This is a genomic window from Pseudanabaenaceae cyanobacterium SKYG29, assembly GCA_025055675.1.
GTDB lineage: Bacteria > Cyanobacteriota > Cyanobacteriia > Pseudanabaenales > Pseudanabaenaceae > M5B4.
The window spans coordinates 11,861-30,496 of record JANWWT010000001.1; the positions used below are offsets into that span (position 1 = coordinate 11,861).

Consider the following 18,636-nt stretch of genomic DNA (forward strand, 5'->3'; position numbering starts at 1 on the left):
TTTATAGTTAGTTATTTGCTCTGGTCCCCCCGTTCTAAATCCCCTAGTGCGATTGCCGTGGAAGTAATGGAAATTTCCTCCCGTTTATCTGTATTGGTCTGTAGTTTCACTGTGTTTCTGCTAGCCATTTGGGTAACATTGGCTGTGCTGCATTTTTTTCAGGCTCTCTAACCAGACCCAACCCTTTTCTTGCAGTTTGTCTTTGATTGCTCCTTTCTGGAGAGCTAATTTATCCTTGAATTCGGGCTTGTGTACTCCCTTACACCACAAAACCAGGGCATCTTCGCCGTCATTTTCATAGTATTCTTTCCTAGTGCCCACGACAGCAAAGCCAAATTTCTCATATAGTTTAATTGCTCTGGTGTTGCTGACTCTCACTTCTAAAACTACCCACTCTGCCCCGTAGTGATGTGCTCTGTGCAATAATTGCCACAGCAGGGCACTGCCCAACCCTTGGTTCTGCCACTCTGGCTTGACCGCAAAGACGATAATATGCCCCTCCTCGCAGTAAAACCAGGCACAGGCAAATCCCAAAACTTCTCCCCCACCATGAATAACCAACAACTCACTGTTGTCATTTTCTAACTCCCTAAGATATGATGTCTCAGACCAAAAACCGCCTAAACAAACCCGATCGATTAACACCATTTCTTTGATGTCTGATTCCGTGGCACGAGTAATGACAAATTCCCGCACTGTTACCGACCCTCAAGAACGTATTATCTTGGCATTGGACGTTCCTAATTTTAGCGAAGCACAAGCCTGGATCGATCGGTTACCTGAGGTTAAATTTTGGAAGGTGGGGTTACAGCTATTTGTAGCCGATGGACAGAGGGTATTAAACTATTTGCGAGAGCAAGAAAAACGCATTTTCCTCGATTTGAAACTCCACGATATACCTAATACTGTAGCCCGTGCCTGTGCTAGTGCCTTAATTTATCAAGTAGACTTTCTCACGGTGCACATCAGCGGCGGCAAAACCATGTTGCAACAAGCCCAAGCAGTAGTACAAAATAGCGCTACTAAACTACTAGGAATAACCGTCCTTACCAGTTTGACCGATGTTGATCTAGCTTGCCTAAAAGTGTCAATGACAACGCCAGAATATGTACAACATTTAGCACAAATAGCCCAGGAACTTGGCTTAGCGGGTGTCGTCTGTTCTCCCCAGGAATTAGCGGTTTTACGATCGATGTTTCCTTCTCCCTTCTTATTGGTAACCCCTGGCATTAGACTAGAGGGGGATGCAGCTGGCGATCAACACCGTTACGGCACACCCTCCCAGGCGTTTAGTCAGGGAGCTGATTACATTGTGGTGGGACGATCGGTGCTGGGGGCAGACCATCCTGAGTTAGCTTGGGCAAGTCTATGTGCCAGTATCTCACTGTAAAGCTCTCCTTAACTGGCGAGCAGTTGTGCCAGAGGGGGGAGATAGAGTGCGGAAACTTGCCTGGAAATTACCAGATTTTTGGGTGATATTGTCGGATGGCGTAGTAAAGGAGTGAGGCGATGGCTTTTATTCAAGGCAGTGCAGGCAATGATGTATTAGACGGAACTCCCCTGGGAGATGAAATTCTGGGACTAGCAGGTAATGACTTCATTCGCGGTTTAGGCGGCAGTGACATGGTCGACGGCGGTGAAGGGGATGACACCGTCAACGGCAATGAAGGCAACGATTTTGTCCAGGGGGGGCGTGGCAATGATTTCGTCTACGGCGGTCAGGGAGAGGATGTCGTTGTGGGCGGTGAAGGGAGCGACAATGTCAACGGTAACAAGGGGGATGACATTGTATTTGGCGGTGTTGGCAATGACACGGTGCGGGGTGGTCAAGATAACGACACGGTTTTAGGCGGTGATGGGAATGATGTCCTCTACGGGGATATAGGAACAGATGAACTGATTGGTGGTTCTGGTATTGATGTGTTTGTGCTGCAGGCAGGTAAGGGCGCAGACACGATCGTGGACTTCACTTTCGGGGAGGACTGGTTAGGTTTAGACACCTTGGAAGGGGGAGGCAACCCCAGCTTAGCCAACTTCACCTTTAGCCAGGTGGGGAACGACGTGAGAATATCACTTCTTGGGCAAGTAATTGCCATTGTGAAAAATGCCCAGGTGAGCGACTTGACAGAGGAAATATTCACTACCGATTTGACTGCCAAGACCAGTTCGCCCCAAATTGTCCGCGGTAATAACATTACAGGCACAGCCAATGATGACTCGATCGGGGTTAGCAGCAGCCCAGGAGTGACAGGCACACCGGGCAACACCGCTACCGCTCAAAATGACACTATTAACGGTTTAGGGGGGAATGACCTAATTAGCGGTTTAGGAGGGAATGACCTAATTAACGGCGGCGAAGGCAATGACGTAATCATCGGTGGGGAAGGCAACGACACCCTCATTGGCGAAGCAGGGAATGACACACTGCAGGGTCTCAACGGCAACGATAGTCTGGCAGGGGGACTGGGTAATGATGTTCTTAACCCAGGGGCAGGCAATGACACCGTGAGTGGTGGGGCTGGTTTGGATGTAGTAGTTTTAGACTCCACGACCACTGTCCTAGTCACTGACTTTAACAGCAGTGAAGACTATATTGGGCTTTCGGGACTGACCAGGGCTAGTCTCTCGGTGGAACAAACGGGAGCAAACACAATCATTCGCTTATTACCCTCCCGCCAGGTGCTAGCTACTTTAAACAACGTAGATTCCTCCACCTTGACCGATCGCAATTTCACCACTGACCTCACTTCTCCCACCAATCCTCCTATTCTCATTCCTGGCAACCAAATCAGCGGCACGATCGGGAATGACCTGATTGGCACCACTTCTTCCGCGGGGGTAACAGGACTGCCGGGGAATGTAGCTACCAACGGCAATGACACGATCAACGCTATTCAAGGCAACGACACGGTCAACGCTTTGGGGGGTAACGATTTTGTCGAAGGTGGGGATGGTAACGACCTGCTTTTGGGAGCGGAAGGCAACGATACCCTCATCGGCGGTTTTGGCAACGACACATTTCAGGGGGGAGCTGGCAACGACAGTGTTATTGGCGGACCCGGCAATGATGTGATTGACCCAGGGGAGGGCAACGACACAGTGACAGGGGGAATCGATCGGGATGTGTTTGTGCTCTTCCCCCGCACAGAGCCAGTATTGATTACAGACTTTACCCCTGCGGATGACTTTATTGCCCTGACCAACGGTCTATCTCTGGCTAACATTCAGCGTTCCCAGGTAGGTAGTGATACAGTTATCACCTTCAACAACATCACGATCGCTCGTCTGTTCAACTTCCCCGTTGTCAATCTCTTAAACAGCAACTTCACCAGCGGGATTGTCCTACCACCTGACCAGGGAGTACCAGGGAACACGATTACTGGTACAGCAGGCAATGACCTCATCAGTACAATCGCTACCCCTGGAGTAACAGGGGGCACAGCCACGGACAACAATGACACCATTCTGGGTTTAGCGGGCAATGACACCCTCAGTGGTCTCGGCGGCAATGACAGTATTGATGGCGGTGACGGCAATGACATCCTAGAGGGCGGTGCCGGGGAAGATACCATTCTAGGGGGCAACGGCAATGACACTCTCCTGGGCGGTGCAGGTAATGACTCCCTCAACAGCGGCGAGGGCAACGATGTTTTGTTTGGTGGTCTGGGCAACAGCACTTTGACTGGTGGTGCTGGTTTTGATGTGTTTGTCCTTGACAGTGTGGTCAACCAGAGCATCACCGTTACAGACTTCAATGTCAATCAAGACTACTTGGGCTTGGGAGGCGGTCTCACCTTTGAAGCCCTCAGTTTCACCGTTGAGGGTCTCAACACCATCATCCGTACCGCTGGCAGAACGATCGCTACTTTGCAGGGAGTAATCCTATCACCCATTCCTCTGGCTAACTTCACCACTGAACTCACCAGCAAAACAGCAGCCCCAGGGGGAGTAGTTACAGGAGGGAATTCCATTCAAGGTACAGTCAACAACGACACGATCGGGGTAACCAGCAGCGCAGGTGTAACAGGTAATCCTGCCAACACTGCCACCAACTTTGCCGACACAATCGCCGGCGGGGCAGGCAACGACCAAATCTCTGGTTTAGGGGGCAATGACAGCATCCTGGGTGAGTCTGGTAACGATACCATCCTAGGTGGGGATGGCAACGACACGATCGATGGTGGTTCAGGGGAAGACTCTATCTTTGGCGAAAATGGGGATGACCTGCTGATTGGGGGGGATAACAACGATACCCTAGAAGGAGATTCTGGCAATGACACTGTGCAAGGGGGAGGCGGTAACGATGTAGTGACTGGCGAAGATGGCAATGACCTCCTCGAGGGCAGCTCTGGCAACGATCGGGTAGAGGGCGGTGATGGCAACGATACCTTGCGGGGTGGGTCGGGCAATGACACCCTGATCGGAGGCGGTGGTATTGATGTCTTCTTCTTTGAAACTGCGGGGGACAATGGCACTGATTTACTGACAGACTTTGTGCCCGGCAATGGTGACATTCTCAACTTCTCCTTGGAAAACGCACTGCGCCCCTTCCGCGGTACTGGTCAGCCTGCCGTAGCATTGATCAGCGCTAGTGGCACCAACATTGGTAGTAATAACGTCTTGGTGTTTAGCAATTTGACGTTAGTAGCTAATGCTCCTCTAGCTGGTGTTGCCCCCAACACAGTCACTGGGGGAAATGTAGGCGATCGGGTGTTGGTAGTTTTTGAAAGAAACTTTAGTGGGGACTTCTTTACAACTATTGCTACTGCTAGTCTCACAGCGGATGGGCGATTTACCAGTACCAATGATGTTGCCTCTTTCCCAGGCAGAATTAACAACTACCTGGGCTTTGCTGCCAATGACTTTCGCTTTACTTAAGGGGGGGCTATAATTGCGGTAAGTGCTCTGGTCGGTATGGGTAACTGCCGCAACGTTTTAGAAAGCATAGTTTTGCAGGAAGTCCAAGCTCAGCTAAAAAAACTGAGTCCTGACCTGCAGAAGAAATACAATGTCGCAGATTTAGTTGCCTATGCTCTCAATCGGTTGCCTCCCATGTACGTTACGACTCAGAAGGGATGGGTACAATCTCGCTCCCGTGCCCTCAAGGAAATTAATCATCAAGTTGTCGATGTTGTCAAAAAAGCTCTTCACTCCTGCCGTCCTGACCCCCTGAAAAAAAGAGAACCCCTACCTGAATCGGAACTAGCCAGTGAACCCCGCACTCTAGTTTTATTGCAGGAGTTTTTGGGGAATCCCAATCTACGCTGGGATCAATTGCCCCAAGCAGTGGAACGCGCCCTCAATAATGTGACTGTAGGCGGCAATGCCCGTTCTAGTACCCCTAATCGGCGTACCCTTGATCTGCAAACCTATCTAGGGAAGAAAAAAGCCCAACCTCAACCTGAAGTAAAAGAAGAACATGATACGGAAGAGGCTCGGATCAAAGGTACAGTAGATGCCAATGACTTTGCCCTCTATCTCCAAGTTGGGAAAATGGAATACCGCAATATTCTGGAAAGCATTGTTACTTCTGTCGCCCGCTTGCAGATTTCCCATCTTGCCCCCGAACAAGCTGATAAAGTCAATTTGGATGAAGTAACTGCCTACACCCTTAACCGCCTGCCCCCCATGTATGCCACTGATGCAGAAACCCTCAAAGAAATGCGCCTCAAAGCGAAAAACGAACTCTCCCAACAAATTGCCAATAACGTTCGCCAAGGGATTCAGTTGGTGCTGCAATCCCCTAAGCCTGTCAAGGTGAAACCCCAGTTCCTGCGCTTCAACCGAGATATGGAAAAAGCAATCCAGGAAATCAATCGCATGCTTAACCGATCGGACGTTACCTGGCGCAACATTTTAGATATTTTGAAGCAGGAAATTGAAACAAGGCGGGAAGCTCTGCGTAACCAAAATTTCTAGTAGCTTGCAGGATTACGAATATCGGCTTTGCCCCAGCAGTGATAACGGAAAAAACAATCCAGACAATTTTTACTGTCGGTCGTAGGGGGAAATTGCTGGTCTTCTAGTTGGTCTAAAACCCGATCGAGTTTCCCTTGGTCTGCTTCCTTCCTTTGCTGGTTATAGGGAAAAGAAATTGTCTTGCCATCTTGGGCATACCAAAAATGGAGAGAGATTGACTCAGGGGCAACGTCTTTGTACCAATGCCACAACAGGGGATACAGACTGTGTTGCCAAGAAATTGTCTCTTTCCCTGTCTTCCAGTCCCAAATTTCATAACCAGTGGCGGTGATGACCAACCGATCGTATTTTGCCTGCAACTTCCAACCCCGATATTGCCAGTGGACAGGGAATTCACTGTAAACCTTGCCCTTTGCTTGGTCTAAGCCCGCGCGGCGGAAATTTTCCCACCAGGAGCGGACTTTGGGATCGACCCGATCGAGCCAAGGCTGTCGTTCAGCGGGAGTGAGGTGGGTCAAAATTGCCACTAGACGATGGAATTGGGTACCCCGTCTGCCGTGGTCCTCCAGGGAAATGCGCAGCTTATCGGGCGCAAGATAGATATAGAAAAATTTGCGGGGGCACAGAGTGTAAATATCCAAGCTAGAGGCACTCAGGCATAGCGATCGGGGGTCTATCATCGACTGTAGAGGTGAGTGAGATGGCGCAATTTATCGGCGGTGCCGTCCGGAATGTAGGTATAACGCCAGGCCCAGTTACCAGCTGCCAAGCCAGGTCGATTCATACGGGCACCGTTGTCCAAACCTAACACATCCTGCATGGGAATGATACACAAACGGGCCACTGAAGCCAAGCCTATCCGTATCAACAGCCAAGGTACATCTTCTGCCCTAGGCATCGCCGGTAAGCCCCAGTAATCAACTAGGCGGGATCGTTCCTGGCTAGAGATTTTCAACCACCATCCCAACACAGTATCGTTATCGTGGGTACCTGTGTAGACTACAGTATTTTCCTGGAAATGGTGGGGCAAGTGGGCATTACTGCTATCACCGCCAAAGGCAAACACCAACACCTTCATCGTGGGGAAGCCAAACTTTTCCCTAAGCATTGCTACTTCTGGGCGCAGGTCACCCCCTAGGTCTTCCGCCAGGATGGGCAAACTCCCCAACTTGTCTAGCAGGATGGTAAAGAACTTTTCTCCTGGTGCTTCCTGCCATTCTCCTTTGATAGCCGTCGTTTCCCCTGCTGGCACCTGCCAATAGGTATCAAAGCCGCGAAAATGGTCGATGCGTATCCAGTCCACCAACTTGGTCAAATGCTCAAAGCGATTGATCCACCAGCGGAAGCCGTCCTGCTCCATGTAGTCCCAGTTGTAGATGGGATTGCCCCACAATTGCCCCGTCGGGCTAAAGTAATCGGGGGGGACACCCGCCATAAACGCTACCTCTAGGGTTTCGGGGTCAAGGGCAAAGTTTTGTGGATGCGCCCAGACATCAGCACTGTGGTGAGCCACGTAAATGGGAATGTCCCCAATAATCTGTATCTGCCGCTCATTGGCATATTGCCGCAAATTCTGCCACTGCTTGTAGAAACAATACTGCTGGAATTTGTGAAAACCGATCGTGTCTTCTAGCTTTTCCCTGGCAGCGGCAAGAGCTTGGGGGTCACGGCGAGCTAGTTCCCTTTGCCATTGGCACCAGGACTGATTGGGATAAACTTCTGTCAACGCCATGAACAGAGCGTAGTCTTCTAACCAATCCCGTTGCACCTCGCAAAACTCCGTAAATGCCTCCTGGAGGTGCTCTTGCGTGAGGAAATGGGTATAGGCATCCTGGAGAATCTGCTGTTTGTAGGGAATCACCTGGTCAAAATCCACCACATCAGCGGGGAAGGGACGTTGATACCGATTGGCTTCGAGTAAACCATCCTGGATCAGCAGCTCAGGACTAATCAGAAGAGGGTTCCCCGCAATAGCGCTGAAACTCATGTAGGGGGAATTACCGTAGCCTGTGGGAGTTAAGGGTAGCACCTGCCAGAACTTCTGCCCACTCTGTTGCAAAAAATCGACAAAATGGTAAGCATTGCTACCTAAATCACCAATACCGTAAGGGCTGGGTAGGGAGGTAGGGTGAAGCAAGATACCACTAGCACGGGGAAGTTGCATATGCACCTAGAGGAAATTTGCTGCTAAGGTAACCCGATCTCCTACCCCAGGGGCAAAATCTCCACATATTTTTAGAATCTCGGTAGAGAGAATATACTCATAATTAGTGTTTACACAGGGATATGACGGAGTTAGAACGGGAAGTCAACCGCCGCCGTACTTTTGCTATTATTTCTCACCCCGACGCGGGGAAAACAACCCTCACGGAAAAGTTGTTGCTCTATGGGGGCGCAATTCATCTGGCGGGGGCGGTCAAAGCCAAGGCGGCCCAGCGTCATGTCACCTCAGACTGGATGGAGTTGGAAAAACAAAGGGGAATTTCTATCACTTCAACGGTTTTGCAGTTTAATTACGATAACTACTGTGTCAATCTCCTAGATACGCCTGGGCACAAAGATTTCAGTGAAGACACCTACCGCACATTGGCAGCCGTAGACAATGCAGTAATGTTGCTAGATGGCGCGAAAGGACTGGAAAGCCAGACTTTGAAATTGTTTGAGGTATGTCGTCTGCGGTCATTACCCATCTTCACCTTCATCAACAAAATGGACAGACCGACCAAAGAACCCCTTGCCCTGTTAGACGAGATTGAGCGGGAATTGGGCATCATTCCCTATGTGATGAACTATCCCATTGGCACAGGGGATCAATTTCAGGGAGTGTATGACCGCCAGAGCCAGACAGTACACTTATTTGAACGGACAGCCCACGGCAGCAAGGAAGCAGGTGTGCAGGTGTTGTCAATTCTCGATCCGCGCCTGCAGGAGATCATCCATCCCGATCGGTGGCAGCAGTTCCAGGAGGAATGGGAGATGGTGACAGAATTGGGAGCACAGTGGGATGGGGAAGCCCTCAGACAGGGCAAGATGACTCCTGTTTATTTTGGCTCAGCTATGACCAATTTTGGGGTGGAATTATTTTTGAAGTCCTTTTTGGCGCAGGCACTGCCCCCAGGGGAACATGACAGCAATTTGGGTAAGGTCAAACCGACAGAGGAGGAATTTTCCGCCTTTGTCTTTAAGTTGCAGGCAAACATGGACCCCAAACACCGTGACCGCATTGCCTTTATTCGCATCTGTTCCGGCAAGTTTGAAAAGGATATGACGGTAACCCACATGCGCACTGGCAAAACCATCCGCCTTGCCCACGCCCAAAAATTGTTCGGACAGGATAGGGAAGCGATCGAGACTGCCTATGCAGGGGATGTGATTGGATTGAATAACCCTGGTACTTTTGCTATTGGGGACACGATTTGTGTGGGGAAAAAGCGCTTTTTTGCCGGCATTCCCAGTTTCTCCCCGGAATTGTTTGCTTATTTACAATCCCCCGAACCCTCCAAGTTCAAGCAATTCCGCAAGGGTGTATCCGAGTTGGAGGAGGAGGGAGCGATTCAAATTATGTATTCCGTCGATGACAGTAAGAGAGAACCAATCCTAGCAGCAGTCGGTCAGTTGCAGTTTGAAGTAGTGCAATATCGCCTGCAGTCAGAGTATGGGGTAGAAACTAAGCTGCAACCTCTGCCCTACAGTGTAGCCCGTTGGGTAGTGGAGGGTTGGTCTGCTCTGGAAGCTGCTGGTAGATTGTTCAACACAATGGTTGTGAAAGACCGCTGGGAACGACCTGTTTTACTGTTCAAAAACCAATGGAACCTAGAACAGGTGATGCATGACCACCCCAAACTAAAGTTAAGTGCGATTGCGCCTGTCCTTGGTTTCGCTCAGGTGTCTGCCTAGGTGACCAGCATAGCTGCGGCAACCGATCGGGCTTTTTCTTCCCCCGCCAGATATTTCACGAGAGCCAGGGCAAAGCTGGTAGCAGTACCGGGTCCCCGACTGGTAAGGAGATGCCCATCCTGGACAACTGCTTCAGTGACATAGCTACCGCATTGTAGTTGGTCTTGCACCGAGGGATAGGCAGTCACCTGCTTGCCCTCTAAAATGCCCGCCTCCGACAGCACCAGGGGAGCCGCACAGATAGCCGCTGTCAGTTGCCCCGATCGGTAATTATGCTGCAACATCTGGCGCAGGAGTTGATTTTCTTTCAGCTCTTTGACACCTGGACCGCCGGGTAGGACAATAGCGTTGATTTCCTCTGGCTTGACCTCGGACAAAAGAGTATCAGCAATAACTGTAATTTGATGGGAACCGGTCACCTCCTTGCCGTTTACCCCTGCGGTAATCACCGTAATTTCACCCCGTCGCAGTACATCGATAATAGTAATTGCTTCCATTTCTTCAAACCCATCAATCAAGGGCACTAGCACAGCAGGCATAACTTTTACCTCCCCTTTGTGTTTGGTAATGACTAATACAAAATGCTACGCTAAATCTAGCAGACTAGCACTCTAGCCACAATTGATCATGACATAATTTAATTCTTTGCACTGGTTGGAGGTCTGGCGTGTTTGGTGATGAGCGTCCCATGATTGATGTATTTCGGGAGATTGGCGGCAGTCAAACCCCCATTGAAAAATATGAACGGGGCAAGACGATTTTTTTCCCCGGTGATCCGGCGGAGCGGTTTTATTTTCTGGTATCGGGAGCAGTAAAACTCTCGCGGGTCTATGAGTCAGGGGAGGAAATTACTGTCGCTCTGCTGCGGGAAAACAGCATTTTTGGCGTGCTATCCCTGATTACGGGCAATCGCTCCGATCGTTTTTACCATGCCGTTGCCTTTACGCCAGTGCAGCTGATCTCTGTACCGATCGAGCAGGTAGAAGTTGCCCTCAAGGAAAACCCTGATTTACCCATGATGTTACTGCGGGGACTCTCTTCCCGCATCCTGCAAACAGAGATGATGATTGAGACCCTAGCCCACCGCGACATGGGATCGCGTTTAGTCAGTTTCCTACTGATTCTCTGCCGTGACTTTGGCGAGCCGACTCCCCAGGGGGGTGTCAAAATTGACCTCAAACTCTCCCATCAAGCCATTGCCGAAGCGATCGGTTCCACCCGTGTTACAGTCACCCGTCTCCTGGGCGAACTACGGGATAAAAAACTGATTTCCATCTCCCAAAAACATATTACCGTCCATGACCCCATCAGCCTGGGACAACAGTTTGCCTAGTCAAAAAATGCCCCCGCCCTGGGGCGGGGTATCGGTACTCCTAGCGCGCACCTATATCGATGGCAAATGCCATGATTTGGGTAAAGGTGGGAGTAGGATTGGGATTAAACTTGTTGAAGTTGTTGTCACTGACAATGATCAACGACTGCTGACCATTGGGCAACAATGGTCCGAACACCATCCCCTCAATGTTATCCAAGCCGGTGGGGAGGCGCAAGCTATCGAAGTTTAACAACAACCGTTTCTCCACAGGTCTGATGTCCCGTAGCTGTTGGGGGGTGAGGGCATTGAGGGAATCAATGCGGCTGATGTCAGTAGCATTGTCCAGGGTAATTTCATAGAGCTTGATAGAATTGCCTGTGCCTGGTGTCCCCGCTGTGAAAGAGCGCTCCAAAGCCAGCAAGGTGCCGCGGTCATCGATCGGCAAAAGATCAACCAAACCGCTAACAGCAAAATTAGTTCCCGTCGGTGCCAAAACAATCGGGTCTGCCACGTAGAGGAATTCCCCATCGGGTCTGCCCGTGAGGAGGTCATAGCGGAGAATGCGGGCGCGGGTGGAGTTAGTAGCAGTCGCTTCTGGTCCGTCCTGTACTAGGGCACCTTCTGTAGCAGTATAGAGTTGGCGACCGTTGGGAGTAAGGGCAAGGCTTTCGAAGGCGAGGTTATTGCGCACGCCCCGGGTTTGATTGGCACCAAAGCCATTGGGGATATACTTGTCTGGGATGGGTAAAGAGCGCAGTTCCCTGCCCGTGTAGAGATCAAATTCTTTGATGAAGGGCGCTGTTACTCTAGCAGCACTGGCTTCCCCCTCGGAACTGATATAGACCGTACCCCGTCCACTCAGAGCAATACCTTCGGGGTCAAGGGAGAGGGGAGCGAAATTTCTGCCTTGGGGGTCAGTGAGAATAGTAACACTACCAAACTTAACGTTGGCATTGCCAAAGCTAGTGGGGTTGAGGTCTAGTTTGAGGGTATAAAAGCGGGGAGTAGGTCCTTCATCTTCTGTGCGGGCATCGGAGAGAGCATAGAAAGTTTTGGTCAGGTCATCATAGGCAATACCCGAAATCCCTGCAAATTCAGTGTTTGCTACATCGAGACTGCGCCCAAAGAAAGTCGCCTGCCCAATAAACCGTAAATTTGTGACTGTATTCCGCGCTCCCCCAGGACCTATGGGCACATCAATATCGACAAACACAGCACTGTGGTCAGACGTAGGTTGCAGATCAATGCTAAAGGGGCTAAACGCATCACCGCGGGAACCCACCAAACGGAAGAGGGGGTCATTGCTGGGGGGCCAGAACACCTCCGCCCGCCGAATACTCAAATCCGCAGAGGGCAACACATAGTCAATGCGCAAATTGCCAGGACCGCCAGGACGATCGTTAAAGTCTGTAGTATCAAATCTGGGGTCACCCCGATGCAGGTCATTGACACCGCCATCTTCCCCGTTTTCCAGCCCCCCCAAGCTAGAGGGAATGACACGATTGTTGATGCGGGGATTTTCTGTCAATTGGCGGGCAGCGTTATTGTAGCTATCACCATCGAAGGGGTCAGCATTGAGGTCACCGGCAATCACAAAACTCCGCCCTGCCGGTAGTCCCCCGCGCCTGCCATTATCATCGTAAATGTAGCTACTAGCTGCCGGGTTGATATAGTCCGCCCAAAAACGAATTTCGTCAAAGTTCCGCTTACCGTTACGGTCTTCCGGTCCATCAAACACAGGAGGCGTGGGGTGACAAACCAGAAAATGAACGATCGTGCCGTTGATGTTAATGGGTACATCCCAGTGGCTCTTGGAAGATAAACGCAGGACATTAATCTCTTCCTGACTGTAGAACCCCCTGAGATTTTCATTCACAGGAGTAGCAGGGTCATCCACAGTGGGGTCATTGGTGAGCAAGTTGTTGGGCATATCCTTCCACAGGAAGTTTTGGAAGGTACGCACATTGGCGACATCGATGGGGAACTTGGACAAAACCACCATGCCGTACTGCCCAGGGAAAAAGCCAAAGCCAAAGGCATCATTCCCGTACTCCACTGTCCCTGGGGTAGTGACCACCCTGCCATCGTTATTCAAGTCAAAGCCAGAGGGAATACCAGTGTTGGAAGGAGCAACATAGACAAAGGGGAATTCAATGGGAGGAGCACCATTTTGCGAGCGGGAGAGATAATTTTGTTGGAAGAGACGCACAGGACGCAGGGGGTCACTGGCTAGGTAGTCAAACTCGTTGAGCAAAATGACATCAGGATTAATCCGTTGAATAGTCTCAGCAACATTCCGTAGTTGTTGGCTGTCAGGGTTGGATAACACCTCCGCAAACTGTCCCTCTCTTCTGTGCAATTCGCTGGTGTATATATTGAATTGGGCAAACCTTACTGTTCTGGTAGTCATAATTACACTGCATAAATGCCAACCCCCCTAACATACCCCCCGCAGGTTAAGGTTGCATCACCAATTCAATTAAGAACAGATTAAGGAAAGTTAAACAATTGTTTAAGTTGAGGACTGCAGGAAGGGGAGAAATTCCTGTACCAGGGGGTCAGCAGTTTGCCCCAGAATCCAGCGGCTAAGCAAATGGGCGGTAATCGGTGCCCATAGAATGCCGTTGCGGTAGTGACCTGTCCCGATCGTCAAGTTTTCGTACTTAGTTGCACCCAGCAAGGGAATTTCCTTGGGGGCATAGGGACGGAAGCCCCACCAGGTTTCTGTAATCGGCAAATCAGCCAGAAATGGTAGAACTGCGATCGCGTTGCTGAGTAAACTATTGATGCCACCGGCAGTAATTCCTGGTAGGAAGCCCACATCCTCCACCGTAGCCCCCAGCACGATCGTGCCATCCTGGCGGGGGACGATATAAGCCCCAGGAGCGTAGATTACCTGTTGCAGTCGCCGTTGGGGGTCGAAGAAGGAGAGCATCTGCCCTTTACGGGGTTGCACTGGCACTGGCAATAATTCCCGCGACCAGGCTCCACTGGCGAGCAAATAATGCCCTGCCACTAATTCCCCTTGGGGAGTTTGCACACTGGTAATCTGCCCATTATTGGTGTTAAAGCCAACAACATTGACCCCCTCCCTAATTTCCACTCCCTGGAGACGGGCAGCTAGGAGCAAGTTTTGCATCAACAGACGATTGTCTACTTGTCCATCCTCGACATACCACATGCCCCCTGTTACTTTCTCCCCTAATTCTGGCTGGCGTTGCAGGAGTGCCGATCGGTCGCGATAGTATTCCGAGGGGGGCGCTTCCCCATTAAAGAGAGGGGCAATGATACCACAGCACCAGTAACCACAGGATTGTCCTGTCACGCCTTGGATTTCTTTGATCCATTGGGGATAGAGGGAACGACTTTTAATACCTAGAGCCAGTAGATCCCCTGTTAGTTGTTCCGCTTGCGGTGCCAGCATACCCGCCGCTGCCCAGGAAGCTCCCTGTCCACAGGTACCCCGCTCTACCACACACACCTTTACACCTGCCTTTGCTAGTTCCCAGGCTGTGGCAATGCCGATAATGCCACCCCCAATTACCAGTACGTCTGACACCATGAACAACCCATAAGCAATTACAGCATAGTTATAAGTTACCCCTAATTCTTGCTCCCCAGACCATTCCTAGGAATGAGATTCCCTGCTTAGAGCAATCCCTCCCCAGGCTCCTAACAGCAAATAAGTTTTCTTTGATACAGTCATAACCAGCAGTGGATTTGTGCCTAGGGAGTCCTCTACCTCTCCCTGAGCTATACCGCCGCCGAAATTGCTAGACCTATACAACTGCCAAGGATTGCTACTGTCCTGTTAAACTTTAGTTGACCGACTTTACGGGGGGTAGGCTGCGGCAATTAGGATTATGTCTGAAATTCGGCAAAATATTATTACCAAAGATTGGGTGATTTTCGCCCCCGAACGAGCAAAGCGCCCCCATGAGTTTGTTGACTGCCAACCGGCACCGCTGCCTCCTATCTATCGTGCTAACTGTCCTTTTTGCCGCGGCAATGAGTACCTAGACAACACGCCCGAAACTCTGCGGCTGGGGGGAGAAAATTGGCAGGTAAGGATCGTACACAACAAGTTCCCCGCCCTGCGACCAGTAGGAGAAAGAGTCCGATCGGGTACAGGTATCTATCACAGTGTAACGGGCTTTGGCTACCATGAGGTGATCATTGAGCACCCTGAACATAACCGTCATTTTGCTCTCTTCTCCGTCAGTGAGATTGAAACAATTTTGACCGCTTATCTACTTCGCTACCGCCAAATATTGGCAGACCAGCGCATTGAAACGATCGTTATCTTCAAAAATCACGGCATTAAGGCAGGTACATCTTTGGAGCACCCCCATTCCCAATTAGCAGGGTTACCGATCGTGCCCTTTCATTTTCGGATGCGGATTGATGTTGCCATTCGCTATTTTGATGACAATGGCCAGTGTTTGTTTTGTGATACTATTGCTGACGAGATTGCCAAAGAGAAACGAATTATCACCTTATCCGAACATTTTGTCGCCTTTATTCCCTATGCTGCTCTGTCCCCTTTTCACATTTGGATTTTCCCCCGTCGCCATTTCAGTTGTTTTAGCAACACCCAGCCCTCTGAACTGCGAGACTTAGCCGCTGTATTAAAGGAAGTCCTCGCCCGCCTCTACTGGGGTTTAGGCAATCCGGACTACAATTTCATCATTCGTTCCAGTCCCACAGGAGAAAGAGACACCGAATATTATCATTGGTATATTTCGATCGTGCCTAGAGTCAGCCCCACTGCTGGCTTTGAGTTGGGTACAGGTATGTACATCAACACATCTTTACCAGAGGACAGCGCCCAGTTTTTACGGAATGTGGTTGTTCCTGACTTCCCCTAGCTGGTAGGATTTTCTACCCGCTGTACCTGAGAGTAACGCTCCACTGCTTGAGTGAGGTCAAACAGAGTTTGCTGCAGAGCCTTATGTTTCTCCTTGATCTCCTCTAGTTGGATTTCATCCTGCTCCAGGAGTTCCTTCAAGGCGGCAAGGTTTTGCTGGGCAGGTTTGCGCAAACTTTCTGTAATCACTACAGGTCCATGGTCTGCCAACATTTGCTCCACACTGCGAATCAAACTAGTGGAGATATTGCGCATATTGGCAATCTCTTTACGCATCATGTCTTCCTCGCGATAGACCTCCTCTTCCATAATTGCCCTCTGAATCTCCGTCGGGCTTAACCCACCTGTATTGGTAATACTAATACTCTGCTCCACGCCTGTGTCTATATCGCGGGCAGAGACTTTCAAAATCCCATTTGCATCTATATCAAAAGATACCTCAATCTGGGGTACGCCGCGGGGTGCTGGTCTAATTCCTGTTAGTTCAAAGCGTCCCAGAGTTTTGTTGTCCTTTGCCATTGCCCGCTCCCCCTGGAGGATGTGAATCTCCACCGTGGATTGGTTGTCCGCCGCCGTCGAGAATATCTGGGTTTTGCTGGTGGGAATCGTGGAGTTGCGCTCCAATATCTTCGTGAATACACCCCCCATGGTCTCTAACCCGATCGACAGGGGAATCACATCCAACAGAAGTAGGTCTTTTACTTCTCCCCCCAATATCCCCGCCTGCACCGCTGCTCCGATCGCTACCGCTTCATCGGGATTGACAGATTGCTCCGGCTTCTTGCCATCAAAGAATTTGGTAATTGCCTCCTGTACAGCAGGAATCCGCGTAGAGCCACCCACCAGGATAATCCGATCGATTTCCTTTGTCGTCAACCCTGCATCCTTGAGGGCTTGGGCAGTTGGCTCTAGGGTCATTTTGACCAAATGGGCAGTCAGTTCATCAAATTTTGCCCGCGTCAGTTCCACCTCCAAATTCTTTGGTCCACTGGCATCCACAGCAATAAAGGGGAGATTAATGAGGGAGATAGGGGCACGGGATAGTTCTATCTTGGCGTTCTCCGCTGCTTCCCGTAGGCGTTGCATTGCCGCTTTATCTTCCCTCAGGTCAATCCCATGCTCCTCCTTGAAGTTCTCTACTAGCCACTTGACAATGCAGGCATCAAAGTCATCTCCCCCCAAGTGGTTGTTACCAGAGGTAGAGATTACCTCAAATACCCCGTCTCCCAATTGCAGGATGGAGACATCAAAAGTACCACCCCCTAGGTCAAACACCAGTATTTTTTGCCCTTTGTCCTGCTTGTCCATCCCGTAGGCAAGAGCAGCTGCTGTCGGCTCGTTGACAATGCGCTTGACATCCAAACCCGCAATTTGTCCCGCATCTTTGGTCGCTTGCCGTTGGGCATCAGTAAAATAAGCAGGCACGGTAATCACTGCTTCCGTTACCCGTTCCCCTAGATAGTTCTCCGCGTCCTCCTTGAGCTTACTCAAAATCATGGCAGAAATTTGTTGGGGAGTATAGGTTTTTTCCCCAATCATTACATCCACCGTACCATCCTTGCCCATGGTTAGAGTGTAGGGCACGCGGGAGCGCTCGTCTTCTGTTTCATCCCACCGCCTACCAATGAATCGCTTGATACTGTAAACTGTGTTGGCGGCATTGGTAATCATCTGGCGTTTAGCTACTTGACCTACCACCCGCTCTTTGCCATCCTTCAGGAAACCCACAATGCTGGGGGTAGTACGCCCCCCCTCGGCACTAGTGATAACCACAGGTTTCCCACCTTCTAACACTGCTACACAACTATTAGTGGTACCGAGGTCAATGCCGATGATCTTGCCCATACTACGGTTTCGCCTTTACATACCTTTCAGTTTACCCATTTGTCACCTCGTTGGCTACAACTTTTTCCGCTGGCGGGATGGCAACTTTAACTAGGGCATGGCGCAGCACTTTCTCCCCTAGCATGTAGCCCGGTTGTACTTCTACTACCACTGTACCTTCTGCGTATTCCGTAGTCTCTTCCTGGGCAATTGCCTCCTGTAAGTTGGGGTCAAAGGGCTGCCCTACTACTTGCATCCGCGCTACCCCTAGGTCTTTCAGGCTTTTCGTAAAGTTGCGATAGACAGACTGATAACTGTTGTGAATTTTGGCTTCTCCCTCATTGTTAGGCTTGATCTGCAGTTGTGCTCGCTCGAAGTCGTCCACAATGGGTAGAATTTTACGCAACAGTTTGATGGTAATCCGCTCTTCTTGCTCCTCCTTTTCGCGCAATGTCCGTTTACGGTAGTTGTCAAAGTCAGCGTAGAGGCGTTTGTACTGGTTGTCTTTCTCCTCCAGTTGCTTGGTCAGTTCCATAATCTGATTGGTTAGATTGGCTACCTTTTGTTCGTGCTTCTGTTTGAGAGTCTCTAAGTCTTCCCCTGCCCCCTGGGGTTCCTCTGTGCTAACGACTGCTGGTGCTGCCTCTGCTGCCTCTACTACTTCTATTAGTTCACCAATGTTAATTTCTTCTTCCTCTGCGAGGTCTGGCAGCTCTTCGTTGTTTTCGTTGTCTGGCAATATTTCTTCTGTCATTGCGTCACTCACACAGATAGGCTGTTAAAAATTATATCTCTATAGACTACACTATTTGAG

Annotated in this window: 14 protein-coding genes; 6 read left to right on the plus strand and 8 right to left on the minus strand. The window is 50.3% G+C overall.

Annotated elements, in window-relative coordinates; translation table 11 throughout:
* Positions 1-120: 120 nt before the first annotated feature.
* Positions 121-696, minus strand: a complete 576-nt coding sequence (rimI, locus tag NZM01_00060; protein MCS6958432.1) for a ribosomal protein S18-alanine N-acetyltransferase — start codon at positions 694-696, stop codon at positions 121-123.
* Here rimI and pyrF point away from each other — a divergent pair.
* From pyrF to NZM01_00075, 3 genes are all read left to right on the plus strand, one after another.
* Positions 680-1,390 carry an orotidine-5'-phosphate decarboxylase gene (gene pyrF / locus NZM01_00065; GenBank protein ID MCS6958433.1) on the plus strand — a complete coding sequence of 237 codons (711 nt, stop codon included), beginning with the start codon at positions 680-682 and terminating at the stop codon, positions 1,388-1,390. The genes rimI and pyrF overlap by 17 nt on opposite strands.
* Before the next feature lie 119 nt (positions 1,391-1,509).
* Positions 1,510-4,878, plus strand: a complete 3,369-nt coding sequence (locus tag NZM01_00070; protein ID MCS6958434.1) for a hypothetical protein — start codon at positions 1,510-1,512, stop codon at positions 4,876-4,878.
* Between the two features lie 36 nt (positions 4,879-4,914).
* Positions 4,915-5,919 carry a late competence development ComFB family protein gene (locus NZM01_00075; protein ID MCS6958435.1) on the plus strand — a complete coding sequence of 335 codons (1,005 nt, stop codon included), beginning with the start codon at positions 4,915-4,917 and terminating at the stop codon, positions 5,917-5,919.
* Here NZM01_00075 and NZM01_00080 read toward each other — a convergent pair.
* Together NZM01_00080 and malQ are read right to left on the minus strand one after the other, a co-directional pair.
* Entirely contained in the window at positions 5,916-6,599 is a 684-nt protein-coding gene (locus NZM01_00080) for a PD-(D/E)XK nuclease family protein (GenBank protein MCS6958436.1), read from the minus strand. The genes NZM01_00075 and NZM01_00080 overlap by 4 nt on opposite strands.
* Positions 6,596-8,083: a 4-alpha-glucanotransferase gene (gene malQ / locus NZM01_00085; GenBank protein ID MCS6958437.1), complete on the minus strand. Its 1,488-nt coding sequence runs from the start codon at positions 8,081-8,083 to the stop codon at positions 6,596-6,598. The genes NZM01_00080 and malQ overlap by 4 nt, the downstream gene beginning before the upstream one ends.
* Before the next feature lie 122 nt (positions 8,084-8,205).
* On the opposite strand from malQ, the gene prfC reads away from it, so the two are divergent.
* Positions 8,206-9,816 carry a peptide chain release factor 3 gene (gene prfC, locus NZM01_00090; protein MCS6958438.1) on the plus strand — a complete coding sequence of 537 codons (1,611 nt, stop codon included), beginning with the start codon at positions 8,206-8,208 and terminating at the stop codon, positions 9,814-9,816.
* Here the strand turns inward: prfC and NZM01_00095 are convergent.
* On the minus strand, positions 9,813-10,355 hold the full coding sequence (locus tag NZM01_00095; protein MCS6958439.1) for a DJ-1/PfpI family protein: 543 nt from the start codon (positions 10,353-10,355) through the stop codon (positions 9,813-9,815). The two genes, prfC and NZM01_00095, sit on opposite strands and share 4 nt — an antisense overlap.
* 149 nt (positions 10,356-10,504) lie before the next feature.
* On the opposite strand from NZM01_00095, the gene ntcA reads away from it, so the two are divergent.
* Positions 10,505-11,149 carry a global nitrogen regulator NtcA gene (gene ntcA / locus NZM01_00100; GenBank protein MCS6958440.1) on the plus strand — a complete coding sequence of 215 codons (645 nt, stop codon included), beginning with the start codon at positions 10,505-10,507 and terminating at the stop codon, positions 11,147-11,149.
* A gap of 40 nt (positions 11,150-11,189) precedes the next feature.
* Here ntcA and NZM01_00105 read toward each other — a convergent pair whose 3' ends face one another.
* Positions 11,190-13,541, minus strand: coding sequence for an esterase-like activity of phytase family protein (locus NZM01_00105; GenBank protein MCS6958441.1), 2,352 nt, complete (start codon positions 13,539-13,541; stop codon positions 11,190-11,192).
* A 102-nt stretch (positions 13,542-13,643) separates the two neighbouring features.
* Positions 13,644-14,693: a glycine oxidase ThiO gene (gene thiO / locus NZM01_00110; protein MCS6958442.1), complete on the minus strand. Its 1,050-nt coding sequence runs from the start codon at positions 14,691-14,693 to the stop codon at positions 13,644-13,646.
* A 301-nt stretch (positions 14,694-14,994) separates the two neighbouring features.
* Here thiO and NZM01_00115 point away from each other — a divergent pair, with 301 nt between their 5' ends.
* Complete coding sequence (locus NZM01_00115; protein MCS6958443.1) at positions 14,995-15,999, plus strand: DUF4931 domain-containing protein; 1,005 nt, start codon at positions 14,995-14,997, stop codon at positions 15,997-15,999.
* Here the strand turns inward: NZM01_00115 and dnaK are convergent.
* Together dnaK and grpE are read right to left on the minus strand one after the other, a co-directional pair.
* Positions 15,996-17,843, minus strand: a complete 1,848-nt coding sequence (gene dnaK, locus NZM01_00120; protein MCS6958444.1) for a molecular chaperone DnaK — start codon at positions 17,841-17,843, stop codon at positions 15,996-15,998. The genes NZM01_00115 and dnaK overlap by 4 nt on opposite strands.
* Positions 17,844-17,874: 31 nt before the next feature.
* Complete coding sequence (gene grpE / locus NZM01_00125; protein MCS6958445.1) at positions 17,875-18,576, minus strand: nucleotide exchange factor GrpE; 702 nt, start codon at positions 18,574-18,576, stop codon at positions 17,875-17,877.
* Positions 18,577-18,636 lie beyond the last annotated feature (60 nt).